General features: G+C 71.0%; 20 protein-coding genes and 1 pseudogene. 12 read left to right on the top strand and 9 right to left on the bottom strand.

Translation table 11 applies throughout. The annotated features are described in order from the left end of the window. The first annotated feature begins 2 nt into the window (after positions 1 to 2). The 3 genes from QWU11_RS23190 to QWU11_RS23180 all read left to right on the top strand — a co-directional run bounded on the left by QWU11_RS23190 (position 3) and on the right by QWU11_RS23180 (position 1,504). The gene (locus QWU11_RS23190) at positions 3 to 182 is read left to right on the top strand and encodes a helix-turn-helix domain-containing protein (RefSeq protein WP_290116416.1); all 180 of its coding nucleotides are present in this window, start codon (positions 3 to 5) and stop codon (positions 180 to 182) included. An 89-nt stretch (positions 183 to 271) separates the two neighbouring features. Next, positions 272 to 622, top strand: coding sequence for a thioredoxin (gene trxA / locus QWU11_RS23185; RefSeq protein WP_290116415.1), 351 nt, complete (start codon positions 272 to 274; stop codon positions 620 to 622). A 186-nt stretch (positions 623 to 808) separates the two neighbouring features. Continuing rightward, on the top strand, positions 809 to 1,504 hold the full coding sequence (locus QWU11_RS23180) for a type 1 glutamine amidotransferase domain-containing protein (RefSeq protein ID WP_290116414.1): 696 nt from the start codon (positions 809 to 811) through the stop codon (positions 1,502 to 1,504). 9 nt (positions 1,505 to 1,513) lie between these two features. Here QWU11_RS23180 and QWU11_RS23175 read toward each other — a convergent pair whose 3' ends face one another. The 4 genes from QWU11_RS23175 to QWU11_RS23160 all read right to left on the bottom strand — a co-directional run bounded on the left by QWU11_RS23175 (position 1,514) and on the right by QWU11_RS23160 (position 6,347). Next, positions 1,514 to 2,092 carry a Uma2 family endonuclease gene (locus tag QWU11_RS23175; RefSeq protein ID WP_290116413.1) on the bottom strand — a complete coding sequence of 193 codons (579 nt, stop codon included), beginning with the start codon at positions 2,090 to 2,092 and terminating at the stop codon, positions 1,514 to 1,516. A gap of 123 nt (positions 2,093 to 2,215) precedes the next feature. After that, positions 2,216 to 3,304 carry a glycosyltransferase family 4 protein gene (locus tag QWU11_RS23170; protein WP_290116412.1) on the bottom strand — a complete coding sequence of 363 codons (1,089 nt, stop codon included), beginning with the start codon at positions 3,302 to 3,304 and terminating at the stop codon, positions 2,216 to 2,218. Next, entirely contained in the window at positions 3,301 to 4,197 is an 897-nt protein-coding gene (locus QWU11_RS23165) for a glycosyltransferase family 2 protein (RefSeq protein ID WP_354670884.1), read from the bottom strand. The genes QWU11_RS23170 and QWU11_RS23165 overlap by 4 nt, the downstream gene beginning before the upstream one ends. A 53-nt stretch (positions 4,198 to 4,250) precedes the next feature. Further along, a complete protein-coding gene (locus QWU11_RS23160; RefSeq protein ID WP_290116410.1) occupies positions 4,251 to 6,347 on the bottom strand; it encodes a hypothetical protein in 2,097 nt (698 codons plus the stop codon). Between the two features lie 271 nt (positions 6,348 to 6,618). Between QWU11_RS23160 and QWU11_RS23155 the strand changes: the two genes are divergently transcribed. The 3 genes from QWU11_RS23155 to QWU11_RS23145 all read left to right on the top strand — a co-directional run bounded on the left by QWU11_RS23155 (position 6,619) and on the right by QWU11_RS23145 (position 10,033). After that, on the top strand, positions 6,619 to 7,365 hold the full coding sequence (locus tag QWU11_RS23155) for a TIGR03089 family protein (RefSeq protein ID WP_290116409.1): 747 nt from the start codon (positions 6,619 to 6,621) through the stop codon (positions 7,363 to 7,365). Between the two features lie 6 nt (positions 7,366 to 7,371). Beyond that, entirely contained in the window at positions 7,372 to 8,778 is a 1,407-nt protein-coding gene (locus QWU11_RS23150) for an LCP family protein (RefSeq protein WP_290116408.1), read from the top strand. A gap of 121 nt (positions 8,779 to 8,899) precedes the next feature. Next, positions 8,900 to 10,033: an acyltransferase family protein gene (locus QWU11_RS23145; RefSeq protein ID WP_290116407.1), complete on the top strand. Its 1,134-nt coding sequence runs from the start codon at positions 8,900 to 8,902 to the stop codon at positions 10,031 to 10,033. On the opposite strand, the gene QWU11_RS23140 is transcribed toward QWU11_RS23145, so the two are convergent. Genes QWU11_RS23140 through wecB form a run of 3 tightly spaced genes read right to left on the bottom strand, consistent with a single transcriptional unit; the run spans position 9,963 to position 13,967 of the window. Continuing rightward, positions 9,963 to 12,188 carry a glycosyltransferase gene (locus tag QWU11_RS23140; protein ID WP_290116406.1) on the bottom strand — a complete coding sequence of 742 codons (2,226 nt, stop codon included), beginning with the start codon at positions 12,186 to 12,188 and terminating at the stop codon, positions 9,963 to 9,965. The genes QWU11_RS23145 and QWU11_RS23140 overlap by 71 nt on opposite strands. Before the next feature lie 26 nt (positions 12,189 to 12,214). After that, a complete protein-coding gene (locus QWU11_RS23135; RefSeq protein ID WP_290116405.1) occupies positions 12,215 to 12,886 on the bottom strand; it encodes a hypothetical protein in 672 nt (223 codons plus the stop codon). Continuing rightward, the gene (wecB, locus tag QWU11_RS23130; protein ID WP_290116642.1) at positions 12,879 to 13,967 is read right to left on the bottom strand and encodes a UDP-N-acetylglucosamine 2-epimerase (non-hydrolyzing); all 1,089 of its coding nucleotides are present in this window, start codon (positions 13,965 to 13,967) and stop codon (positions 12,879 to 12,881) included. Before wecB ends, QWU11_RS23135 begins: the two co-directional genes overlap by 8 nt. Positions 13,968 to 14,026: 59 nt before the next feature. Between wecB and QWU11_RS23125 the strand changes: the two genes are divergently transcribed. The 3 genes from QWU11_RS23125 (at position 14,027) to QWU11_RS23115 (ending at position 17,900) form a co-directional block, all read left to right on the top strand. Beyond that, the gene (locus QWU11_RS23125) at positions 14,027 to 15,460 is read left to right on the top strand and encodes a glycosyltransferase family 4 protein (RefSeq protein ID WP_290116404.1); all 1,434 of its coding nucleotides are present in this window, start codon (positions 14,027 to 14,029) and stop codon (positions 15,458 to 15,460) included. Between the two features lie 13 nt (positions 15,461 to 15,473). Beyond that, positions 15,474 to 16,742, top strand: coding sequence for a nucleotide sugar dehydrogenase (locus tag QWU11_RS23120; RefSeq protein WP_290116403.1), 1,269 nt, complete (start codon positions 15,474 to 15,476; stop codon positions 16,740 to 16,742). 69 nt (positions 16,743 to 16,811) lie between these two features. Beyond that, on the top strand, positions 16,812 to 17,900 hold the full coding sequence (locus QWU11_RS23115; RefSeq protein ID WP_290116402.1) for a glycosyltransferase: 1,089 nt from the start codon (positions 16,812 to 16,814) through the stop codon (positions 17,898 to 17,900). A gap of 44 nt (positions 17,901 to 17,944) precedes the next feature. Here the strand turns inward: QWU11_RS23115 and QWU11_RS23110 are convergent, their stop codons facing one another. Beyond that, the gene (locus QWU11_RS23110) at positions 17,945 to 19,717 is read right to left on the bottom strand and encodes a PQQ-binding-like beta-propeller repeat protein (protein WP_290116401.1); all 1,773 of its coding nucleotides are present in this window, start codon (positions 19,715 to 19,717) and stop codon (positions 17,945 to 17,947) included. 295 nt (positions 19,718 to 20,012) lie between these two features. Between QWU11_RS23110 and QWU11_RS23105 the strand changes: the two genes are divergently transcribed. Genes QWU11_RS23105 through QWU11_RS23095 form a run of 3 tightly spaced genes read left to right on the top strand, consistent with a single transcriptional unit; the run spans position 20,013 to position 25,365 of the window. Continuing rightward, a complete protein-coding gene (locus QWU11_RS23105) occupies positions 20,013 to 21,434 on the top strand; it encodes a bifunctional cytidylyltransferase/SDR family oxidoreductase (protein WP_290116400.1) in 1,422 nt (473 codons plus the stop codon). Further along, entirely contained in the window at positions 21,431 to 23,350 is a 1,920-nt protein-coding gene (locus tag QWU11_RS23100) for a hypothetical protein (RefSeq protein ID WP_290116399.1), read from the top strand. Before QWU11_RS23105 ends, QWU11_RS23100 begins: the two co-directional genes overlap by 4 nt. Further along, the gene (locus tag QWU11_RS23095) at positions 23,347 to 25,365 is read left to right on the top strand and encodes a glycerophosphotransferase (protein ID WP_290116398.1); all 2,019 of its coding nucleotides are present in this window, start codon (positions 23,347 to 23,349) and stop codon (positions 25,363 to 25,365) included. The genes QWU11_RS23100 and QWU11_RS23095 overlap by 4 nt, the downstream gene beginning before the upstream one ends. 72 nt (positions 25,366 to 25,437) lie before the next feature. Here QWU11_RS23095 and QWU11_RS23090 read toward each other — a convergent pair. Continuing rightward, positions 25,438 to 25,818: pseudogene (locus tag QWU11_RS23090) on the bottom strand (tetratricopeptide repeat protein); the annotation flags it as partial. Between the last annotated feature and the right edge of the window lie 7 nt (positions 25,819 to 25,825).

Here is a 25,825-nt window from a genome sequence, read left to right as displayed (position 1 = left end):
CGATGGGGCGTGACTTCGTCGCACAGGTGCTCACCGGGCTCGCCGACGACGCCGTACGTCTCTACGAGGAAGGCTCGACCATCCGCCAGGTCGCCGAGAAGTTCGGTACCGGCTACGGCGCCATGCGCCGGATCCTCCGGCAGCACACCACCCTGCGGAATCGTGGCGGGCGGCGCCCGTAGGCTCGGGTTAGGGAACAACCATGACCATCCACGACTTATCACCACCAGAGTCGCCGCCGTACGGGCGGTGGGCCCGGAAGGAGATATTCATGGCGGACGTGGCCGACAAGCCCTTCACCGTGACCGACGCGGACTTCGACACGGCCGTGCTGGCGAGTGAGACGCCCGTGCTGGTCGACTTCTGGGCATCCTGGTGCGGGCCCTGCCGCATGATCGCCCCGGTCCTGGACCAGATCGCCGCCGAGCACGGTGACAAGGTCAAGATCGCCAAGCTCGACTACGACGCGAACCCCAGCGTCCCGGCGCGCTACGGTGTGATGGGGCTGCCGACGTTGCTGCTGTTCAAGGGTGGCGAGCCCGTCCAGCAGATCGTTGGCGCCAAGCCCAAGCGTGCCCTCCTCAAGGAGCTTCAGCCCCACATCGAGGGCATCAACGGCTGAGACAGGCCAGATCCACTCGCCCCGCAGCGCCCGGCGACAGGTCCTCGTCATATCCGACGAGGGACGGCCGATCCGGGCGTCGGGGGTGTGCGCGCCGTCGCGCAGGTGTCGTCCCGGCCGATGTGAACGGCAGGTACAGGTGACACGCGCCGCGACAAGCGGCGTGCACATTCGGGGGGAACCATCATGGCCAAGATTCTTTTCGTGCTGACCGGCGCGAGCTACTGGACGCTCAAGGACGGTCACCGGCATCCGAGCGGATACTGGGCCGAGGAGTTCGCCAGTCCGTACAGCGCGTTCACGGGCGCCGGCCACCAGGTCACGGTCGCGACTCCGGACGGGGTCGTTCCCGTGGTCGACGTGCTGAGCCTGCGGGCCGACCTGGTGGGCGGCGAGGAGACCGTCCGCACGCTGGAGGCCGTCATCGAGAAGGCCGACGAGCTGCGCCACCCCGTCTCCATCCAAGACGTGAACCTGGACGAGTACGACGCGGTGTTCTACCCGGGCGGCCACGGCCCCCTGGAGGACCTCGCCTCCGACGCCGACTCCGGGCTTCTGCTCAAGAGGTCGCTCGCCTCGGGCAAGCCCCTCGGTCTCGTCTGCCACGCTCCGGCCGCCCTGGTCGCCACCCGGGACGAGCACGGTGACACGCCGTTCGCCGGCTACCGCGTCACCGGCTTCTCGAACGAGGAGGAGGCCCTGTTCGGCTTCGCCGACAAGGCCAAGTGGCTCATGGAGGACGCGGTACGGAACCTCCCCGCCGACTACTCGCGGGGCCCGGTGTGGGAGCCGTACACGGTCGTGGACCGCAACCTGTACACGGGCCAGAACCCCGCGTCCGCCGGCGCGCTCGCCGAGGAAATGCTCAAGAACCTCACCTGACGAACCGGCTCACTTGGAACGGTGTCCCAAGAGAATTCCCGGATCGAACGAGACCGCGAACGGCTCGGCCAGCTCAAGCGTCTGCCCCGCGTTCGCCTTCGCGATCAGGGTGTACGCACCATCGCGCAAGTGGAGTACTTCGACGCTCGGCGGTGCGGTCCCTGTCAGCTCGACACGGAGGAAGGTCGGGATGCCCGCTCCGGCATAGATCCGAGGCTTGTCCAGATAATCGCGCCGGTGGTTGTGCGGGCTCACGATCTCGGCCACGAGGTGGGTCTGCTCCGGGAGCAGCACGGTGGCGCCGCCCACGATCACGTTCGCGTCACCCACGACCACATCTGGCACTGGTACTTCCGTCGCCGTCCGCACGCCGAAGGCTTCAAGCACCTCAAGGTCAGGCGGTGCGGCATCGTCCAGAATGCGCACCAACCGCTTGGCGCAGAGCTGATGTGTCGACAACGGCGTGGGACTCACCACAAAGCTCCCGTCGATGAGCTCGACCCGCTGCCCGACGGTCTCGGGCAGTTGAAGCCAGTCCTCGACGGTGTAGTGGTCACTGGGCAGGTCGACCTGAAGCGGCACGGCCATGCCTTCCTCACCTCCACCACGCATACTTCAGTTAAACACAGACCGCTGATCACCCAGAGAAACGATCCGATTACGTCGGGGAGTCGTCAGGTTAGCGCGTCAACGGACCGTTTGGCGGGAGAATCAGCGGCTGAGCAGTTGCTCCAGGTAGCGCGCCCAGTGAGGCTCCGCGTCGACCGGTTTGACGCCCGCTCGGAGCTTCGCCGGTACGCCCGGGGCGTAGAAGCGCCTCAGGGCCTCCGTCAGCGAGTCGACGTCGTCCGGGTCGCACACCACCCCGTCGATGCCCTCCCGCACATGGTCGGCCAGCGTGCCGGCCCGCGTCGCGATGACCGGGACGCCGTGCTCGTACGCCATGAAGACGTTCTGCGACGCCGTCGCGGTCCGGTACGGCAGTACGAGCGCGTCGGCGTCCGAGAACAGGCCCGGTACGTCCGACGCCGGCACGTACCCGGGCCGCAGCGTCACCCGGTCCGCGAGCCCCAGCGACGAGATCAGCGAGCGCGTCTCCTCGACCCCGCCCCAGAACTCCCCCGCCACCGTCAGCTTGAGCCCCTCGACACGAGCCAGGGCGCGCAGCAGCACGTCCAGGCCCTTGTACGGGCGGACCATGCCGAAGAACAGCAGGTTGCCCGCCGGTTCGGCGTCCGGGACGACGATCGGCGTGCCTCCCGGAGGGGTCGGCAGGTGGGCGGGCAGGTCGGCGGTCAGGACCGGGGTGCCCGGCGCCAGGTCGCGGGCCAGCCTCGCCTGCTGGGCCGAGTGGACCAGCGCCCCGTCCACGCGCCGCAGCAGCCGTCGCATCAGCGGCACGTCGTACGGCTTGCGCTCGTGCGGCAGGACGTTGTGGCAGAGGGCGACCAGGCGCGGCCCGCCGCGGCCCAGGCCGTACGCCATCCCGAGGTAGGCCGGGACCTGGACCGGGGACAGCACCACGAGCACCACGAGGTCGAAGGAGCGCAACCTGCGGCCGGTACGGAACCAGCCGTCCGGGCGGTACCACGCCAGCGTGCGGTGGGTGCCCGCGAACGGCACGCCCTCCGGCGTCGAGATCGTCTGTTCGCCCGGGTAGAGGAAGGAGGGGTACTGCGCCTTCCACGACTCCAGCGTCACGTCGTGGCCCTCGGCGACCAGCCGGTGGGCCAGCTCGGTCGTGTGGTGGGCGCCGCCGCCCTTGTACGGGAAGGCGGGCCCGACGATCGCGATCCTCACGTGTCTCCCCGCGAGCGGACGATGAGGTCGGCGAGCAGGGCCAGCGAGGCGATGATCATGCCGGTCACGAAGATCATGACGGTGTTGTTCGCGAAGCGCACCGGGTGGGCGATCATGTCGTACACGCCCTTGCCGATGCCCAGGCCGAGCAGCCACAGCGCGGGCGGCATCAAGACCTTGAGCGGGTTGAAGTACATCACCATCCGCAGCACCTGCAGGATGTAGCGGTAGGCGTCGTGCACGAAGTGGAACTTCGAGCTGCCGGCCCGCTTGGCGTAGTCGATCGGCACGTAACGGATGTCGTGCTGGTTGGACAGGAACGCCAGTGTGATCGTGGTGACGCAGGAGAACCCGGGCGGGAGCAGCTTGAGGTACGGCTCCGCGACGTCCTTCCGGAAGGCCCGCAACCCGGAGTTGAGGTCGGGGATCTTCTGCCCGGCGAGGCGCTCGGCCGTCTTGCGGATGAACCACTTGGCCGGCACCCGCAGCAGCTTGTGCGTGCCCTCCTCGGTGGTGCGCGCGCCGACGACCTGGTCCACGGAGCGGTCGGTGTCGAGAATGTCGACCAGCTCGGGGATGCGCTCGTTGGGGTAGGTCATGTCGGCGTCGGTCCACACGACGATGTCGCCGTTGGCCTGCTGGGAACCGATGCGGCGTACGGTGCCGGAGCCGCCGTTGCGGTGGAAGGGCACCACCTGCATATTGGGGAAGTTCGGTGCCGCTTCTTCGAGACGGGCCAGCGTGTCATCGGTCGAGCAGTCGTCTACGGCGAGCAGCTCGTACGTGTGGCCGCTCGCGTCCATGGACTTACAGATGCGCTCGACCTCGTCGATGACGTGGTCCTGCTCGTTGTAGCAGGGCAACACGATCGTCACATGAGGCGTGTTAGTCACGCCCGGCGAGGATACTCGGACTGACCTGTTCACGAGCCAAGAGTACGCAGCGTTCACCGTGAGTACACCGGAGTGGCCATCCAGACATTGATCGTCAATGTCCAGGTCCCCTTCGGGGCGGTGACGAGGCTGCTCGAATCACGCCGCGTCCGCACGCGGAAGACCTGCCGAGCCGCGCCGTACGGGGCCACGTCCACCGCGTTGGCGCCCAGCAGCACCGGGCGGCGGCCCGCGGCGGCGATCTTCTCGCTGATCCGCTCCACGTCCTCCGACGCCGCGGTGTTCGAGCCCGGGCGTGCCGCCACGCGCCCCGCCGGCAGGCCGCACACGCCGCGGATCAGCTGGGTGAACCGGTCGGCGGTGACGCGCTCGACCAGCAGGACCGTGGCGCGGGGGCCGATCGAGCGGCACATCGCGCGCGCCTGGCCGACCTCGCCCTGCTCCGTCGGGGTGAACATCATCCCGGCCGAGGTCAGCACGGTCGGCACGAGGACCAGCAGGACGCCCGCGACCGCCGTGGCGCCGGCGATCTGCGGGCCGTACCCCAGCCGCCGTACGCTCCGCACCGCCCAGGCCAGCGTCCACAGGGCGAACAGCAGCAGACCCGGCAACACGACGACTATCAGGCGGCGGCTCGCCCACGGCTGGTCCGGGGTGATCCCCGGGCGCCAGAGCGTCGTCACCGTCGTCCACACGATCACCGCGTACGGCAGGGCCCAGTCGGTGCGGCGCCGGCGCAGCAGCTTGCGCGCGAGCAGGGCCGCGCCGATCGTGGCGAGCAGCGTGGCGGGGACGCCGACGTACCAGGTCACCCAGTGCAGGGTCAGCTCGGAGTACTGCCGGTCGGGGTCCGGGGGCAGCCGCAGCGACTTCTGCAGCGCCGCGATGTAGAGGGCGTTGGCGCGGTCGTCGGGGTTGTTCGGCACCCGTCGTACGGTCTGCAGAGAAGGCCGGGCGGCGAAGAACGCCATCGCCGCGAACGTCGCGAGCAGCGCCAGGTCCGGCAGGTGGAACCTGGTGAGGTCCGGCATCCCCCGGCGCCGGATGATCAGGCACGCCACCGCCGAGACCACGATCACCGCGATGCCGATGCCGACGAGCGGGACGAGCGAGGCGTGCACGTAGTGGAGGTACGGGCGGGACATCGTGTATCCCTCCAGCACCCCGGCGCCGACCCCCGCGAGGAGCCCGAGCAGCAGCGCCGGCCCCGTACGCCTCCGCAGCGCGACCAGCAGCGCCGCGAACGCCACCACCGGCAGCACGTCGCGCAGCCCGTCGATGCGCACGAGGATCGTCAGGCCGAGCGCGAGACCACCGAGCAGCGCGGGCGGCCGGCGGTTCGCGCGGACCGCGTCGAGCGTCAGGGCCAGGCCGCCGCACACGAGGACGAGCGCCGTGGTCTCGCTGTAGATCGACCGGGAGATCATCATCATCGGCCAGGTCAGCGCGAGCAGCAGCGCGCCGGCCGGCGCCCACTTCGGGCCGACGAGCCGGGCGGTCAGGCCGCCGAAGGACAGAACGGCCAGCGCCCCGAGCACCGGCATAGTGGCGAGCATGGCGTACGGGCCGGCGAGGCGGCCGACCGGCGCCAGGATCATCGGCGTACCGGCCATGAACTGCGGCCACAGCACCCCGCCGCGCTGGTAGAAGGCCGGGCTGCCGAACGACAGGGCCGGGTCGGCGCCGCCGAACGCCCGCAGGTCCGGGTGGATCGGCAGCGACCCGTGGCCGGCCAGCCAGGTGGCGAAGTTGAAGTAGGACGCGGGGTCGCGGCGCACCACGATCTGCTGGGAGTACGTCAGGAGCTGGAAGACGCAGAACACCACCGCGACGGCGAGCAGGGCGGCCACGGTCCACCACGAGCCCCACCGTGTGCCCTCGACGGGCGCGGGCGGGCGTACGGCCCGCAGGCCGAACGTCAGGACGAGCCCGGCGACCGGGACGAACAGCGCGATCGCCGGGAGTGGCGTGAAGACCCCGGCCATGAGCAGCGGCAGCGCGACGGCCAGCCAGGAGATGACCAGCAGAGCCGGGGCGAGTGTCAGGCGGGCGAGGTAGAGACCGGCCCGTGACGCGGCCGGGTCACCGTCCGCCGGCTCCGGCGTGCGGTGGTCGTCCCGCCGGCTCTCGTCCGTGTCGAATGTCTTCATTGAGTACCTCGGAGGCCGCGCCGGGCTCCGCCTGGCCACGCGGCACAGAGCCGGGAGTCAGACCGCAGCTGCACAGCGTGACCTTACCAATGGTCGTATGGCCTGCCACGGGCCATGGCCAGGCGCTCTTGCCGCGCGGCGAACCGCCCGCGCGGGCCGGTTCGGCGACCGGCACAACGAGCCAGGCTAGAGCAGCCGGGGAGTCTCCGCAGGACGGAACACCGCAGCGGCTCACGCGAGCCCGGTACGTGTACCTCTAGTCTTCACTCTCATGTCCCATCCCGTTGACCTGTTGCGCCGGGCGCTGGCCGCCGATCCCTCCCGCCCGCTCGTCACGTTCTACGACGACGCCACCGGAGAACGCGTCGAGTTCTCGGTGAAGACGTTCGACAACTGGGTGGCCAAGACCGCGAACCTTCTGGTCGACGGGCTCGGCGCGCAGCCGGGCGCGCGGGTCGCGCTGGCCCTGCCCGCACACTGGCAGACCGCGGTCTGGCTGTACGCCTGCTGGTCCGCGGAGCTGGTCGCGATCCCGGTCGAGGAGGGCGAGATCCCCGCGGACGCCGACTTCGTCGCGGCGGCGCCCTGGCGGCTGGCCGCGGCGCTCGAGACGCAGGCGGAGGTCGTCGGCCTGTCGCTGCACGCGCTCGGCGCCCCGCTGCAGGAGTGCCCGCCGGGCGTCACCGACTACGCGATCGAGGTACGCGCCTACGGCGACCGCTTCGCGGGGGCCGTACGGGAGGACGTCCCGGCGGCCGAGTTCACCGGGCGGGTCATGACCGGGGCGCAGCTCGTGGCCGCCACCGAGGGAACCCCGCCGGGCACGCGCGCGCTCACCACTGTGTCCTACGCCACAGCGGAGGGCTTGATCAACGGGCTGGTCGGCCCACTGGCCTCGGACGGATCAGTAATAATCTGCCAAAACCAAGAAAAAACAAGCCTGGAGCGGCGTATATCGGTGGAGCGTGCCACAACCGTGGTCGATTCGCCCCATCCCGCGACGCGACCTAGCCTTTAGGGCCGAATGTTCAGCGACTACGACTCCGAGTACGGCGCCCCCCTCGACCACGGTCCGAAGCGGGGGCTCCTCTGGCGTGTGCTCGGCTGGGTGGCCATCGGCCTGGCGGTCGTGCTCGTCGGCACGAGCCTGGTCGCGTACGGGACGTACCGCAAACTGCAGGGCAACATCACGCACGAGGACGTCACCGCCGAGCTGGGCAGCCACCGGCCGCCAAAGCTCAACCAGGCGCTCAACGTCCTGCTGATCGGCTCGGACCAGCGCAACGGGGCCAACGCCAAGTACGGCAAGGCGGTCGGCGAGCGCTCGGACACGATCATCCTGCTGCACTTCTCGCCCGGCGGTAAGAAGGCCATCGGCATCAGCTTCCCACGTGACTCCATGGTGCAGCTGCCGCAGTGCAAGACGGCGGCCGGCAAGACCATCCCCGGCGGCCTGAACATGATCAACGCGTCGTTCAACAACGGCGGGGCCGGCTGCACGATGCACACCATCGAGACGCTGACCGGCATCCGCGTCGACCACTTCGTGAAGGTCGACTTCTCCGGCTTCAAGCGGGTCGTGGACGCCCTCGGCGGCGTCGAGATCTGCCTGCCCCAGCGCGTCGACGACACGGACAGCAAGCTGCACCTGTCCGCCGGGCGGCACATCGTCAAGGGCGACACCGCGCTCGCGTACGTCCGCAACCGGCACGGCCTCGGCGACGGCTCGGACACGGACCGGATCAAGCGGCAGCAGAAGTTCCTCGGCGCGGTGGTCAAGAAGGCCACCAGCAACGGCACGCTGACCAACCCGGGCAAGCTCTACAGCTTCTTCGACGCGGCCACCAAGTCGGTCACCACCGACAAGGACTTCACCATCGACGAGATGAAGAAGGTCGCCGGCAGTCTGCAGGGCATGTCCGCGGGCAAGGTGCAGTTCGTCACCGTGCCGTGGGGGGCCTACGCCCCGGACCCCAACCGGATCGCGTGGCGGCAGCCGGACGCGAACAACCTGTTCGCCGCGGTCCGCAGCGACAACCGGATCCAGGCCGCGGCGCCGGCCAAGAAGGCGACCGTGCCGCCGGCCCAGGTCAAGGTCCACGTGCTCAACGGCACGAGCACCCCGGGTCTGGCCCAGCGCGTCGGCGACCAGCTCACCGCGCGCGGCTACACCGTCGTCGGCATCGGCACCTCGCCGACGAAGCCGAGCCAGACCCAGGTGCGCTTCGGCACCGGAGCCGACCAGCAGGCCGCCGCGCTCGCGCAGATCGCACCGGGCGCCGCGCCCGCCGCGAGCACCTCGGTCACCGCGGGCGTCGTCGACCTGGTCCTCGGCGCCGACTGGGAGGGGCTGAAGGGCACGCAGCCTGCGGCGATCCCGAAGACCTCCGGTGCGGTCAACGCCGCCGACGACGTCTGCAAGTCGCAGTGACTTCCTGAGTTCTTTCTGGGAGTTTTTCGACCTGGCGTCCGATCAACGAGCGGTGTAGGTATGGTCGTTCGCGGCCCGGGGGCCGCCCGGACCGCTTTCGCCGCTCATCTCACGGGAATCGATGACTTCGCCGAGTACGCCTTCGACCACACCCTCAGCCGCCCCGACCGGCATCCCGGCCGACCCGTCCACTCCGGGGCTCGCCGGACCCGCGCGAGAGACGGTCATCGAGCAGCGCCCCGCGCGGCGACCGCGCGACCCCTTCTTCGACAACGCGAAGTTCATGGCCATCGTGCTGGTCGTCGCCGGCCACTCGATCGTCGAACTCCGCGACGTACGCATCGCTCACGCCGCCTACCTGTTCGTCTACACGTTCCACATGCCGGTGTTCATCGTGATCACCGGCTACTTCTCCCGCAACTTCACGTTCAGCGGTGGCAAGGCGCGCAAGCTGATCACGAACCTCGGCGTGCCGTACGTCGTGTTCGAGACGGCGTACTCCACCTACCACTGGGCGGTCGGGCACTCGAAGTTCGAGATCAGCCTGCTCGACCCGTACTACCTGACGTGGTTCCTCATGGCGCTGTTCCTGTGGCGCCTGTCCACGCCCGTCTGGCAGCAGATCCGCTGGCCGGTCGGGGCGGCGGTGATCATCTCGCTGGTGGCCGGTATGACCGAGCTGCCCGGTGAACTGGAGATGAACCGCACGCTCGGCCTGGTGCCGTTCTACGTACTGGGGCTGATGCTCAAGCCCGACCACTTCGAGATGCTGAAGCGCCCGATCGCGCGGGTGTTCGGCGCGATCACGCTGTTCCTGGGCTTCGTGTTCGTGCTGTTCGTCGCCGACAAGCGCATGGCCACCAGCTGGGTGTACTGGAAGACCGGCAACTCCGGCATGCATGTGAACAACATCGTCGGCTCGGGCATGCGCCTCGGACTGCTGTTCGGCGCCACCGTCCTCGTGATCGCCTTCCTCACGATGGTGCCGGCCAGGCAGACGTGGTTCACCGGGCTCGGCGGCGCCACGCTGTACGCCTACCTGCTGCACGGCTTCTTCACCAAACTGCTGGACTACATGGGCTGGTACGACCCGGCGTTCCTGCACACGATGCCGGGCGTGGCCGTGACGGCGGTGACCGGAGCGCTGCTCGCGACGTTCCTGTGCACCCCGCCCGTGCGCTGGCTCATGCACTGGGCGCTGGAGCCGGATATGTCGTGGGCGTTCGTGCCGCTGCGCCGTCCCAGGAGCGTGTGAGCAGCCCGGCCCACGTGTCGCAGACGAGATCGAGGGCGTAGGACCGCCGGACCTCCGCGCGTGCCTGCGCCCTCTCCTCCTGCCAGCGGCCGTCCGCGACGGTGGCGGCGATGTGCTCCGCCATCGCGACCGGGTCCTGGTGGATCCAGCGCTCGTCGTAGATGCGGTCCGAGCCTTCCCAGGGGAGCAGGGCCGGCACCGCGCCGGAGGCCATGCCCTCGGCCGGGGCCAGGTGGAAGCTCTCGTCGTCGCTGGTCGACAGCACGAACCCGACGCGCCGTAGCCAGGAGGCCACGTCGGGGCCCGCCGGGTCGAAGACGACGCCGGGGGCCAGCAGCGGCGAGCGCCGGATCCGGTGGAACAGCGCCTCGAAGGCCTCGCGCTCCTCCGTGCGGTTCCAGATCCACGGCAGGTCCCACGGCAGCTTGGACTTCACGAACAGCGTGAACCGCGGGTCGTGGCGCCGCAGCTCCTCCAGCACGTCCACCGCGAGGTCGAGCCGCTTGCGCCAGGGCGCGATGCCGATCATGCCCAGGTGGTGCTCGGCGCCCGGCAGCTTGGCGCGGTCGAACTGCGCGTCGTCGACCCAGTTCGGGATCACGGTGATCTTCTCGGCGGGCCAGCCGGTCATCTTTCGCGTCAGGTCCGCGTAGTGCGGGCTCACGCACACGACCTGGTCGATCGCGTCGATGTCGAGGCGGCCGGGCCACGCGCCGTACAGCTCGAAGCGGTGCAGGCGTACGACGAGGCGCTGCTCGGGCCGTCCGTTCTTCTTCAGCCACTCGCTGTACCAGACGGCGTTCGGCCCGCACCACTCGCACACCACGACGTCGGCCCACGCGGCCAGCTCGGTGCTCTTGTCCGGGTCGTGCTTGCCGAGCGCGGGCCACTGGTCGACCCGTACCTCCACGTCCGGCAGTGAGCGCAGGTGGTCGAGCAGCCGGGTGAAGAACTTCAGGTCGTGTCCCGCCACGACGATCTTCGTACGGCCCGCACCCTCCGGAGCGGGCGGGAACGCCTGGCGCAGGTAGCCGCGGAGCCGGCCGGCCGCCGCCTCCAGCGTGAACTCCTTCGCCGCCTCCAGGCAGCGGTTCCGCGCCCAAGTGTAGATCGCCGGCTCGGCCGCCTCGGCGAGGACGTCGACGACCTCCTGCTCGGTGCCCGCGAACAGCGGATAGTCCGCGCCGAGGAGGTTCTCGTGCATCGGGGTGCGGTTGAGCACGACCGGCAGCCCGAGCGCGCCCATCTCCAGGACCTTCGTGGACAGCTCCAGGCTCGCGTCCAGGTCCGGGTGGCGCCACGACAGGCCGACGTCGCAGCCGGAGGTCACCCGCATGGCCTCCGCCCGGGGGTGGCCGCCGTGCCAGACCAGGCCGGGCGTGGACTCCAGCGCGACGCGCATGCGGCGGGAGAACCCCGGGTCGGCCCGGTCATTGTGGATCTTGTCGCCGATCATGTGCAGCTCGGTGTCGACGCCGCGCGCCGCGAGGCGGCGGGGCAGCGCGGTCATCTCGTAGGTGTTCCAGCGCGGCGCGAACTTGCCCGTGTAGACGAGCTTCAGCGGCCGGCCGGGCTGGTGCCCCGCCTTGGGCTCCAGGCCCTCGGGCAGCGCGACCACCGGCGGGAACAGCACGCACTTGCCGGCCGCCTTGCTGAGCACGCCTTCGAGGAAGCAGCGCAGCTCCTCGGTCTGGCACAGCAGGAAGCGCGAGGCCTTGGCGACGGCCGCCAGCTCCCCGCGTACGCCCTTGTTCTTCGGGCCGGCCAGCTCGGCGACGTTCTGCGGCACGTCGGTGAGATAGGTCCAGAGGCGCCCGGCCAGCGGCGTGCCGGTGAGCCGCACCGCGAGCCGCCGTCCGCGCACGACGACCAGGTCGTACGGCGCGGCGGCGTCCAGCTCGGTGAGCGTGTTCGCCGCGTTCTCGACGGTCAGCGAGCCGTTGCCGGGAAGAGGAGCGTCCTCGGGGAGCCGGCGTACGGTGACGCCCGGCAGCCGCTCCAGCGGGGCGACGAGCCGGTCCGTACGCACCGGCGCCTTGAGCACGAAGGTCACCTCGACGCCGGCCTCGTGCAACGCCTGCACCATCGCCTGAGCCCAGATCGCCGACCCGTCGATGATGTTGAGGTCGACGTCGCCGTACACGAGAGCGCGCACGCGGTTTCCTTTCGCGGTGTGAGTGTTCACGGCCGGCCGATGCCGAACCGGGTGCGGAGGCCGGCGAGCGCCTCGTCCAGCGGAGTGCCGTCCTTGACCGTCGCGTCCCAGCGGAGCACGGCCAGGCCCGGGGACGTGCCGAGGAGCACGACCGGCCGGTTGCGGCCCCGGGCGACCTCCAGCAGGCCGTGCAGCGCGCGCTCGCGGTCGGGCACGCCGGGCACGCCGAGGTAGGCCCACGGGCCGCCGGGCGCGCCCGCCGCGGCGTCCACGATCACGAGGTCGACGTCGGCGGTGTCGAGCACGAGCGCGGCGTCGTGCGGCATCAGCGGCACGATGTGCGCCGCCCGGCCCAGGGCCTCGGCGGACTCCGGGCCGAGGACGCCGGCCACGATCAGGTCCGTACGGACCGAGCCGGCGATGAGGCGGTCCTCGTCGCGGGCGCTGAACATCGGGCGCTCGCGGGCGTCGACCGAGGTCACGACGTTGGGCGCGCCGCGGTGGCGCCACATGCGGTACAGCTCGCGCGGCAGCGCCACGACGCCCTTGCCCGGCTTGCGGGCGGCGTCGGTGACGGCGCGGCCCACGCGCAGCGAGGTCGACGCCTCCAGCGCCGCGACCCGCGCTTCGAGGATCCGTACCCGGGCCTCGCGGTCGGCCAGCGCCGCCTTCAGCCGGGCCGCCTGCCGGTCAGCCATCGAGCCGCTCCTCCACGACGCGGGCGATGCGCGGCCCGGCCATGCCGTCCCACAGCGGCGGGACCTCGCGCTCGCCGGTGACGGAGACCAGTGCCTGCTCGACCGCCGCGACGAGGCCCTCGGCGGTGACGAGCCGGTTGGTGCCGTGGGTGATGGTGATCGGCCGCTCGGTGTTGGGCCGTACGGTCAGGCACGGGACGCCGAGGATCGTGGTCTCCTCCTGGACGCCGCCCGAGTCGGTCACGACGGCGACGGCGCCGCGTACGGCCGCGATGAAGTCGACGTAGCCGAGGGGTTCGAGGAGCGTGACCCGCGGGTGGTCGTCCAGCCCGGCCTCGGTGAGCACCTTGCGCCCGCGCGGGTGCACGGGCATGACGATGTCGGCCAGGTCGGCGATCTCGTGCAGCCGCTTGACCAGCCCGGCGGCGACCTCGGGATCGTCGACGTTCGCGGGCCGGTGCAGCGTCGCGACGATGTAGCGCGCGGGCAGCCCGTGGGCGGCGCGCACCGCCTCGGTGTCGAAGGAGTCGATGTGGGAGAGCAGCGTGTCGATCATCGGGTTGCCGACGAAGTGCACCCGGCCCACGTCCACGCCTTCGGCGGCGAGGTGGCCGATCGCCTCGGGGCTCGTCACGAAGAGCAGGTCCGAGAGCTGGTCGACCAGCCGCCGGTTGACCTCCTCGGGCATGGTCATGTCGAAGCTGCGCAGCCCGGCCTCGACATGGGCGACCGGGATGTGCAGCTTGGCCGCGACCAGGGCGGCGGCGATGGTGGAGTTCACGTCGCCGTACACGATGACGAGCTCGGGTGAACGCTCGATGAACTCCTTTTCGAGCGCGATCATGATCGCCGCGGTCTGGGCTGCGTGACTGCCGGAGCCCACGCCGAGGTTGACGTCCGGCTCGGGCAGGCCGAGCTCGCGGAAGAAGACCTCCGACATGCGTTCGTCGTAGTGCTGGCCCGTGTGGATCACTCGTTGTTCGTGTTCCGGACCCCCGCCGCGGCGCCGCCGGTCGGACAGCGCTGCGATGACGGGTGCCGCCTTGACGAAGTTCGGCCGGGCGCCGAGAACGTGCGCGATCAAGTTTGCCTCTCGTTCATTGAAGGTGCTTAGCCTCGCCCGCCATGCAGGTGGCCAAGATGTTCTTTTTCTCCGCGGCGCTGGCCTGGCGGCACGCACGCGACGATCCCCGGCGCGCGCTCCGACTCGCCGTACGCCTGGCGCTCCGCGTCGTTCCGGGGAGGGTACGTCCTCACCTGGCCAAATGGGCAAGACCTACCCCGAAGTCGGATGAGTCCGGCGACCTGCGCGCTCTGCTCGCCGCAGCGCCCGGATCGGGCACCGGACGGCGCGCTCTCGCCGCCGGCCGGCCCGCTGATCGGCTGCGGGTGCTGCACTTCGTGACCAACGCGCTGCCCGCGACCCAGGCCGGCTACACCGTACGGACGCAGCGGATCGCGGTCGCCCAGCGGGAACTGGGGCTCGACCCGCACGTCGTGACGCGGCTCGGGCATCCCCTCGCCCAGGGGATCTCCGACGCGCGGCCGGAGTGCGAGGTGGACGGCGTGCCGTACCACCGGCTCCTGCCGTGGCTGGCGCCGCGCGGGCCGGTACGGGAGATCCGTAAGGCCGCCGACCTGGCCGGGCCGCTCGTCGAACGGCTGCGGCCCTCGGTGCTGCACGCGGCCAGCAACCACATGAACGCGGCCGTCGCGCTGGAACTGCGCGACCGGTACGGCGTCCCGGTGGCGTACGAGGTCCGCGGCTTCCTGGAGGACTCCTGGCTGTCCCGCGACCCGGCGCGTACGGAGGCCGATGAGTTCTACCGGCTCACCCGCGAGGTCGAGACGGCGCGGATGCGCTCGGCCGACCTCGTGGTCACGCTGGGCGAGGCCATGCGCGAGGAGATCGAGAGCCGGGGCGTACGCGACGTGCTCGTCGTGCCGAACGCCGTGGACGACTCGTTCCTCACGCCCCTGCCCGACGGCGCCAAGCTCCGGGCCGAGCTGGGCATCGCGCCCGGCGAGGTCGTGGTGGGGCTCACCTCGACCTTCTACGGCTTCGAGGGCATCGCGACGCTGATCGAGGCGGCCGCCCTGCGCCGCGACATCACCCTGCTGCTCGTCGGCGACGGGCCCGAACGGGCCGCTCTCGAACGTCGCGCGGCCGAGCTGGAGGTTTCCGCGGTGTTCACCGGCCGGGTGCCGGTCGACCAGGTGCGTCGGTATCAAGCCGTCCTCGATGTGTTCGCGGTCCCGCGAACGGCGGACCGTGTCTGTCAGCTGGTCACTCCGCTGAAACCGCTGGAGGCCATGGCTGGGGGAATCCCAGTAATAGCAAGTGATGTCAGAGCGCTTCGCGAAATCATCGAACCAGGCGTGACCGGCACGTTAACAGTTCCGGAAGAGCCGGAATCATGGGCCAATTGCCTGGACCAGCTCATTTACAGTCCCAAGACACGCGGCGAAATCGGACAAGCGGGCCGAGAGTGGGTCGCAGAAAATCGCACCTGGCGAGCCGTCACGGCTCGCTATCTCAAGCCCTACCGAAAAATCGCCGAAGCAGCGTCTTGAAGGGAGCCACCTGGTGGACCTGGTGGTCATCGGACTCGGATACGTCGGCCTCCCGCTCGCGCGGGAGGCCTGCCGTGCCGGACTTAGGGTCGCCGGTCTCGACCGCGATCCCCGCGTCGTGGCCGGCCTCAAGGCGGGGCTGTCCCACGTCGACGACGTCAGCCCCGCCGAGATCGAGGAGATGCTCGCGGCGGGCTTCACGCCCAGCCGCGACGAGTCGATCCTCGAGGGCGTGCGCACCGTCGTGATCTGCGTGCCCACGCCCCTGTCGACCGACGGCGGGCCGGACCTCACGGCCGTGCAGAAGGCGACCCAGACGGTCGCGCGGCACCTGGAGCCCGGCACGCTCGTGGTGCTGGAGAGCACCACGTACCCGGGCACGACCGAGGAGGTCGTCGCGCCGCTCCTGGAGGAGTCCGGGCTCAAGGCGGGCCAGGACTTCCACCTGGCGTTCTCCCCGGAGCGGATCGACCCGGGCAACCCGGTGTACGGCGTCGCCAACACGCCCAAGATCGTGGGCGGCATGACGCCGACGTGCGCGGGTGCGGCGGCGAGTTTCTACGGCAAGTTCGTGGAGCAGGTCGTGCAGGCCAAGGGCACGCGCGAGGCCGAGATGGCCAAGCTCCTGGAGAACACCTACCGGCACGTCAACATCGCGCTGGTCAACGAGATGGCGGTGTTCTGCCACGAGCTCGGCATCGACCTGTGGGACGCGATCGGGTGCGCCGCCACCAAGCCGTTCGGGTTCCAGGCGTTCTACCCCGGACCCGGCGTCGGCGGGCACTGCATCCCGATCGACCCGAACTACCTGTCGTACAAGGTGCGCTCGCTCGGGTACCCGTTCCGGTTCGTCGAGCTCGCCCAAGAGATCAACGACCGGATGCCGCGCTACGTGGTCGAACGGGCCCAGGCCCTGCTCAACCGCGAGGGCCGGGCGATGAAGAGCGCCAAGGTCCTGCTGCTCGGGGTGACGTACAAGGCCGACATCGCCGACCAGCGCGAGTCGCCGGCACGCCCGGTGGCGCGGCGGCTGCGGAAGATGGGCGCCGACCTGAGCTTCCACGACCCGCACGTGGAGGAGTGGGAGGTCGACGGCGTCGCCGTGCCGCGTGCCCGCGTGCTGTACACGGCGCTCGCCGAGGCCGACCTCGTGGTCGTGCTCACCGACCACGCCGAGTACGACGCCGACACCCTGACCCGGCACGCCCGGCTGCTGTTCGACACACGCGGCCGTACGCGACTGGCCGACGACCGGGTGGCCGAGCGCGTCGAATTGCTTTAGGCCGGTGGCCGTGCGGAATTCACCGAATGTTTCCCTCTTTCCAGAAGACTGCCCGGTGAAGTGAAAACGATGCGGGTTTTCGTCTGTACGGTGGTCCATCATCCCGAGGACGCGCGAATTCTGCACCGGCAGATACGCGCGTTGATCGACGCGGGACATGAGATCACATATATGGCGCCATTCCATGCGTGCAGTGTCGCGCCCTGGCCCGACCTCGTCCCGGTGGACGTGCCTCGCGCGACCGGCCGGCGCCGGCTGCACGCGCTGCGGGTGGCCCGCCGTGTGCTGAAGACGCGCGGCGGGGAGGCCGACCTCGTGCTCCTTCACGACCCCGAGCTGCTGCTCGCGGTGCCACGGCGGCTCCGGTCCCGTACGGTCTGGGACGTCCACGAGGACACCGCCGCGGCTCTCGGCATGAAGGGCTGGCTGCCGGCGCCGCTGCGGGTGCCGCTGCGGTTCGCGGTACGGCGGCTGGAGCGGCGTGCCGAGCGGCGGCTGAAGCTGCTGCTGGCCGAGGAGGGGTACCGCTCGCGGTTCCGCTCGCCGCACCCCGTGGTGCCGAACACCACGAACGTCCCGGAGACCCCGCCGGCGCCTCCGGGCGACGACCGGGTCGTCTACGTCGGGCAGCTCTCCCTGGCCCGCGGCGCGGCCGAGCTGATCGAGCTCGCCGAACTGCTGCGCACGGACGGGATCACGCTGGAGCTGATCGGCGCGGCCGACGCGGCCGTACGGCCGCTGCTGCGCGAGGCCCAGCGGACCGGGATGCTGCGCTGGTACGGCTTCGTGCCCAACGACCGCGCGCTGCGCATGGCCGAGGGCGCGATCGCCGGGCTGGCGCTGCTGCACGACTCCCCGAACTACCGGCACTCGATGCCGACCAAGGTCGTGGAGTACATGGCGCGCGGCCTGCCGGTGATCACGACGCCGAACCCGATCGCGGCGGAGATCGTGACGGAGGGCGCCTGCGGCCTCGTGGTGCCGTTCCAGGACCCCGAGGCGACGGCCGCGGCCGTCCGCCGCCTGCGCGACGACCCGGCGCTCCGCCTGGACATGGGCAAACGCGGCCACGAGGCCGCCCGCGCGAAGTACCACTGGCCCGAACAGGCCCGCCTGTTCGTCGCCCAGCTGGAGGAGTGGGCCTCCACCCGGACCTGACCCCGCGGGACCCGGATCACGCCGGTGACGTCCGCTGACGCCGCTCAGGCGGAGCGCAGGCGGGCGGCGATCAAGGTGGCCAGGTGGGTCGCGGTGCCCGGCAGCCCGGCGGTGACCGTCACGATCGTGCGGCCCACCCGCATCACCACCGTGCCCGACGGGGCGCCCAGACCGTACGCCGCGTCGCCCGCCTTCACCGGGTCGCGGACCCCGCTCTGCGTGTCGCGCGCCGCCCAGAACAGGGCCGACGCCGTGGTCGGGTCCGGGGCGACCCACTGGACCGTCACCGACAGCGTGCCCGCCTCGCGCTCCGGGCCGCTCGTGGCGTGCCGTTTCGGGCGCCTCAGCCGGTAGGTGCACCCGGCCGGCAGCCGCAGGCCCTCGACGCGTGCCGGGGTGGGCTCGCCGGAGTAGCCGTGCGGCAGGTCCTTCTTGCCCAGCAGTGAGCAGGCGTCCGGCCAGTCGTGTGCCGGCACGCCCGCCAGCTCGGGCGGCCCCGAACCCCGGATGCCACCGCGGAGGGCGACCAGCCGCCCCCCGCCGAACGGGCGCGGGCGGGCCGTGGGCACCGCCACGTACAGCAGGCCGCCGCCCGCGGCCAGCCACGGCCGTACGCCGTCCAGGCCCGGACGTGTCACGAGCGGCACCGGTACCGTCTTGCCCTCTCCCGTCTCCGGGTCGATGACGTCGATGCCGGCGGGCAGCAGCGGGTCGGCCAGCCGGGACCGCAGGCCGTACAGAACGCCGCCCGCCACCGAGAGCGCGGTGTACCCGGACATCTCGCGCCGCCAGGACAGCGCCCCCGAGGCGACGTCCACCGACTCCAGCCGGCGCGTCGCCGTGCCGTCCTCGGGCCGGCGGGCGAGGTCGTAGGCGACGAGGAGGTGCCCGCCGACCACCGTCATGGGGCACATGTCCCGGCAGACGTCCTCGCCCCTGCGGACCAGGAACTGCCGCCCCGTACGGTCGTAGGCGTACAGCCCGGTGCCGTCGAAGACGGCCGTCACGTCGCCGCTGACCGACACGGCGGCGTGCGCGGCGTTGGTGGTGAACAGCGTGCGTCCGGTGCGCGGGTCGACGGTGAGCGTGTGGTCGCGCGCCCCGCAGTCGAGGCTGAACGTCGCGACGGTCTCGCTGCCGCCCGAGCCGTACGGCACGGCCTCGGGCACCAGGCAGCCGTGCGCGAGGTGCTTGGTCCACATCCGGCGGCCGGACCAGGCGGACCGGCCGTACAGCGTGTGCCGCCCGTCCTCGGTCACGATCACGACGCCGGCGCCGGCCGGCCAGCGGAGCGTCGTGCGCTCGGTGGCGGCCGGCACGTCGCCGCGCTGGCGCCAGAGCAGGGTGCCGCTGACCGCGTCGAGGCCGACCATGAGGCGGTTGCCGCGGTGGCCGGTGCGTTCGAGGTAGGCGACGAGCACCTGGCCCGTACGCGCCCAGCCGAGCAGCGACCACTGCCCGCGGTAGTAGTGCCAGCGCTCGCGGCCCGTACGGGCGTCGCGGACGGTCAGGCCGCCGCCGGACACGACGACGAGCTCGCCGTCCACGATGGTGTAGGCCACCCGGTCGTACGCGGGGAGTTCACTGTCGCCCACCCGGGTGCTGAGCTGCCAGCTCACGGTGACCGGGCCGGGCGGCGGGCCGAGGTCGGCGAGCGGCGGGCGCGGCGCGTGCGTCACCGTACGGTTCACCTGCCACCACTCCGCCTGGAGGATCAGATGGTCGGCCAGTATCGCGCCGCAGACGAGCGTGACCAGGGTCGCCAGTACGCCCGGCACGGCGCGCCACCGGCTCCGCGCGGACTCGACCTTGATCACCTCCAGGACTCGGACTGCCGAGCGTAACGGGGTCGGCCGCCTGCCATCGATGATGGCCGCATGACGGCATCGGTCAAGGCGAATCAGTGGCCGGACGCGGGGCGGCTCACCGCGGTTGTCATGACATCGGTCACGTTCTTGATCAGACATGGAGACGCTTGCGAAGCGTAAAAGGTTCCTTCCGTAAGGTAAAAAACGGGGGTTCGTTATTTAACGTTCATCTAAGAAATCTCGCATTTGTCACCTGATACCGCCCGCTATCCTCACTTCGTAAATCAATCGAGGGCGGAACAAGGTGCACAACGTCGCAGTCGTCCTGGCCGGGGGTACCGGGCAGCGGATGGGCCTGGAGATCCCCAAGCAGCTCGTCAAGATCGCCGGGAAGCCGATCATGCAGCACACGCTGCAGGTCTTTCAGAGCGCACCACAGATCGACGAGATCATCGTCGCGATGACGCCCGGTTTCGTCGCGGAGGCCGAGGCCATCGTCGCCGCCGCCGGCTGCACGAAGGTCACGAACGTGATCGAGGGCGGGGCCACGCGAACCGAGACCACTATGCGCGCCATCGAGACGGTCAGCGCCACCACGCCCGAGGCGAACGTCCTCTTTCACGACGCGGTCCGGCCGTTCATCGACCACCGCGTGATCGAGGACTGTGTCAAGGCCCTGGAAAGGTACGAGGCGGTCGACGTGGCCATCCCCTCGGCCGACACGATCATCAAGGTGGACGACTACGGCGGCACCGTGATCAAGGACGTGCCCCGCCGCGACCTGCTGCGCCGGGGGCAGACGCCGCAGTGCTTCCGCCTGCCGACGATCCGCGAGGCGTACCGGCTCGCGCTGGCCGACCCCGACTTCACCGGCGGGAAGGTCTCCGCCACCGACGACTGCAGCGTCGTCCTGCGCTACCTGCCGGACGTGGCGATCGTCGTCGTGCCCGGCAGCGAGCAGAACATGAAGGTCACCCATCCGGTCGACGTGTTCCTCGCCGACAAGCTCTTCCAGCTGTCCTCCCAGGCCCCGCCCCCGCCGCCCGGCACCGAGAAGGACTACACGAGCAGCCTGTCCGGCAAGACGGTCGTGATCTTCGGCGGCAGCCAGGGCATCGGCGCCGACATCGCCACGCTCGCCCGGTCGTTCGGCGCGCAGGTGTACTCCTTCTCCCGGTCCGAGACCGGCACCCACGTCGAGAGCTCCCCCGACATCGAGGCCGCCCTGGCCAAGGCGCACGGCGAGACCGGCCGCGTCGACTACGTCGTCAACACCGCGGGCGTCCTGCACACCGGCCGCCTCGACGAGATCGACGACGCGATCGTCGAGGAGTCACTGCGGATCAACTACCTCGGCCCGCTGAAGATCGCGCGGGCGGCCATCGGCTACCTGCGCGAGTCCAAGGGCCAGCTCCTGCTCTACACCTCCAGCAGCTACACGCGTGGCCGCGCCGGGTACAGCCTGTACTCCTCGGCCAAGGCCGCCACCGTCAACCTCACCCAGGCGCTGGCCGACGAGTGGGCCGAGGACGGCGTGCGCGTCAACTGCATCAACCCCGAGCGCACGGCGACGCCGATGCGGACCCGCGCCTTCGGCGAGGAGCCCGCCGACACCCTGCTGTCCTCCCACGACGTGGCGCTGACCTCGATCGACGTGCTCATCTCCGAGCTCACCGGCCATACCGTCGACATCCGCAGGCACGACCCGACGGCGGTCTCCCGATGACCCGCGAACGCCTGCTCGGCCTCGCCCTCGTCCTGGCCTACCCCGCCACCGTCGCGGCGGCACTGTGGCCCAGCACCTGGGCCTTCGCCGCCACGGCCCTGGTCGCCTACGCCGCCGACGCGATGGCCTCCCGCGAGGACGAGAGCCTCACTGAGCGTCTGGCGCAGGTCAACGCGGGCGTCACCGTACGGTTCCTGCTCCGCGACCTGGCGCTCCTCCTGCTGCTGGCCCGGCAGGGTCACGCGGGCCGCACCGGCTTCGTTGTCCTGGCGCTGGGCCTCCTCGGCCTGCACGGGCTGCGCGGCGCGTACTCCGCGCTGACCCTGTACGTGATCCGGCGCCGGCGGCTGCCCGCCGTCACCCGCGGCATGGACCTGGCCGAACTCCGCATCCCGGACGCGCCGCACCCCGTGCTCACGACCCGGCACGCCCGTACGATGCTCCACCTCGACGTTCCGGTCCTGGCGGGAGCGCTGTTCGGCGTGGGAGCAGGCCTCGGCGGGCTCGCCGTGGCGTACGCGCTCGGGCTGGCCGCCGCCGGGCTGATGGTCCGGCACGCGCTGCGCAACCGGCACCTCGCCGACGAGGACCGGATCTTCGACGTGGTCAACCGGCGACTCGCCGAGCTGCGGCCGGAGGTCGCGCTGTACTTCTCCGGCTCCCCGGACTCGGCGTACCAGGCCAACATGTGGCTCTCGACGATGGACGACCTCGACCACCGAGCCGTGATCATCCTGCGTGAGCGCGCGATGGTCCCGCTGCTGGGCCGGACGCGTACGCCGGTGCTGTGCGTGCCGAAGGCGATGGACATGGTGCGGCTCGACCTGTCCACCCTCCGGACCGCGCTCTATCCCGCCAACGTCGGCAAGAATCTCCACCTGCTGCGCATGTCCGGCATCCGGTCGGCCTTCATCAACCATGGCGACAGCGACAAACCCGCCAGCTTCAACCCGTTCGCGCGGGCGTACGACGAGGTGTGGGTGGCCGGGCCGGCCGGCCGCGAGCGCTACCTGACCATGCGCACGGGCGTACGGAACGAGGACATCGTCGAGGTCGGCCGCCCGCAGCTCGCCCCGATCGACGGCTCCGGCGTCACCCCGGACCCGATGTTCACCGTCCTGTACGCGCCCACGTGGGAGGGCTGGTCCGACGACCTGGCGCACAGCTCCGTCGCGACGATGGGCCCGGCGATCGTAGCGGCGCTGCTCGACCACGCCCCGCAGATCCGGCTGCTCTACAAACCGCACCCGCTGACCGGCACGCGCGACCCGCAGGCGACCGAGCGGCACCACGAGATCGTCGCCATGATCGAGCGCGCCAACGCGCCGCGGCCCGGAGGCGGCGACACCGAACGACTCAAGGCCCTCACGCGGCGCCTGGAGGCGCAGGCCGGCGACGAGACCGCCGGCGATGAGGCCCAGATCTCCCGCGACACCGCCGGCGCCGGCTCCTCCGGCGACCGGCGCGAGACCGAGGAGGCCTGGACCGAGGCGTACTGGCAGGCCGGCGGCCCGCAGCGGCACCGGGTCGTCACAGGCCCGCATCCGCACGTGTACGACTGCTTCAACCACGCCGACCTGCTCGTCACCGACATCTCCAGCGTCGCCGGGGACTTCATCGTGACCGGCAAGCCGTACGCCGTGACGAACGTCAAGGGCCTGGACACCGAGGAGTTCCGCCGGCTGTTCCCGACCGCCGCCATGGCCGCGTACCTGATCGGCCCGGACTGTGCCGGGCTGGCGGATCTCGTGGCGCAGGCGCAGAGCGGCGGCCCGGACCCGATGGCCGGGCCCCGGCAGGAGCTGCGAGACCACCTCCTGGGGCCCGACGAACTCGACGCGAGCAAGAGGTTCGGCGCCGCGGTCTCCGCGCTCGGCGCCAAGTCACTCATCCACGAAGAACGGCCGCAAGCATGAGCCCCTCCCGCATCTTCCAGCAGGTCGTCCGGCGGTTCGAGGGCGATACGGCCGGTCCCGCCGTCGCCGCCGGGCTGGCCCTGTCGTACGTGCTGCTCGTCGTCGCCGCCGTGTGGCCGAGCGCCCCGCTCGTCGCGGTGTTCGCGCTGGCCGGATACGCCGCCGAGGCGTTCGTGGGCCGCCGCGCCGCGTACTTCAGCAACGCACTGAGCCAGGTCGGCCTCGGCGTGGCGCTGCGCGCGATGGTCCGCGAGGCGGCGCTGCTGCTCCTGCTGGTCCGCGAGGACACGCTGTCCGCCGGGTGGCTCGCCGCCGTCGCGGCGACGCTGGTCCTCCTGCACGTCGTACGGGCGGTGCACTCCTCCCTTGCCGTCCTGGTGACCGAGCGGCGGAAGCTGCCCGTCATCACGCGGGGCTTCGACCTCGGCCGGCTGCGCCTCCCCGCTCCGCCGCCGTTCTTCGTCCGGGAGCACCGCGGCCTGGTCTACCTCGACGCTCCGGTGCTGGCGGGCGCGCTGCTCACCGTCGCGGCAGGCGCCTCGTGGCCGGTCCTCACCGGCATGGTGCTCCCCCTCGTGGCCGGACCGGCCGCCATCGCCGTCACCGCGTGGCACGTACGGCTCAACCGGCACCTCGCCGACCGCGAGCAGGTGCTGCACCTGGTCGCCGAGGAGGTGGCGGCGTACGCGCCGGAGGTGGTGCTGTACTTCTCCGGTGCCGACGACTGCATGTACCAGATCAACATGTGGCTCGAGACCTTCGACCGGCTCGACCGCAAGAAGATGATCATCATGCGGGAGCGGCTGAACATTCCGTTGCTCGGCCGCACGTCCTCGCCGATCCTGTGCTTCCCCGGCGGCACCGAGATGATGAACTTCACGATGCCTTCTTCGACGCGCGTGGCACTCTTCCCGGCCAACGCCGGCAAGAACATCCACATGCTGCGGCTGCCGGACGTCGGCTGCGTGTTCATCGGCCACGGCGACAGCGACAAGGCGGCCAGCTTCAGCCCGTTCAGCAAGGTCTACGACGAGGTCTGGGTCGCCGGCCCGGCCGGTAGGGAGCGGTACCTCCGCAGCGACGCGGGCGTCCGCGACGACGAGATCGTCGAGGTCGGCCGCCCGCAGCTCGCCCCCATCTCCGTCTCCGGCGTCACGCCGGACCCGATGTTCACCGTCCTGTACGCGCCCACGTGGGAGGGCTGGACCGGCGACAGGTTCCACACGTCGGTCGCCACGATGGGCGTGAAGCTGGTCCGCACGCTACTGGACCACGCCCCGCACGTACGCCTGCTGTACAAGCCGCACCCGATGGCCGGCAAGACCGACCCGGCCGTACGACGCGCGCACCAGAAGATCGTCAAGATGATCGCCGAGGCCAACGCGGCGCGGGACGCGAGCGGCCAGTGGCCGGCGGACCCGGCCCACGACGCCGCGGCCCGGGCGCGCCTGTCGGAACTGACGGACCGGCTGTCCCGCCTCGGCCGCGACTCCGCCGGCTCGCAGGACGAGGCCGAGGAGTCACGGCTCGCCGCGCAGGCCGACGTGGCGGGGGACGCCCTGTGGCGCGACACGGAGGCCGAGTGCGCGCAGGCGTACTGGGAGTCGGAGGGCTTCTGGCGGCACCGCGTGGTGACCGGCACCCTCCCGCACCTGTACGAGTGCTTCAACCGGGCGGACGTGCTGATCACCGACATCTCGAGCGTGGTCGCCGACTTCATCGCGAGCGGCAAGCCGTACGTGGTGACGAACGGCGCGGACCTGACGGAGGAGGACTTCCGCCGCGTGAACCCGAGCGCGTCGGCGGCGTACCTCGTGGGCCGCGACTGCGCGGCCCTGCCGGAGATCCTGACCGCGATCGGCGGTACGGGCCCGGACCCGATGGCCGAACGCCGGAACGCCCTCAAGCACCACCTGCTGGGTGCCGACTCACCGGACGCGATGGCCCGCTTCGCCCAGGCCGTGGACGCCTTGGCCGCCAAGCGCTCCCGCGAAGCCGTCGGCGAGCCCGCCTGAACCCGCCGGCCCTTCTCCCTGTCGCGGCCGCGCTGCGCGCCCCGGCGAGGTTGTCGTCCGGGTGGCGGGACCTCAAGACCGCGTCCAGGGCCGCCGGGCCTTCTCCAGGTCGCGGCGGGCGATCTGGGTCATCGGTGCGTCGGGGCCGTGTTCGCGCTCGATCAGTGCGAGGTTCCGTTCGAGGGCTCTGATCGCCTGGTCCGGGCGGCCGGCGGCCATGTAAGCGTCGGCCAGTTCTCCGCGGGCGGTCAGCGTACGGGGGTGGGCGGGTGAGAAGAGGCGCTGGTGGAGCGTCAGGATTCTCTCCCGCAGTGTGACCACGTCGTCCAGGGCTCCCGATGACCGGCGAGCCTCGGCGAGTGCCCGGAGTGTCGGGATGATCTCTGGGTGGTCCGGGCCGCGGACGCGCTCGCGTCCGCGCAACGCGCTCTCCAGCGTCTGGACGGCCTCGGCCGGCCGG

This window comes from Actinomadura sp. DC4, from assembly GCF_030406325.1.
GTDB lineage: Bacteria > Actinomycetota > Actinomycetes > Streptosporangiales > Streptosporangiaceae > Actinoallomurus.
This window is presented reverse-complemented; position numbering and strand designations above follow the sequence as displayed.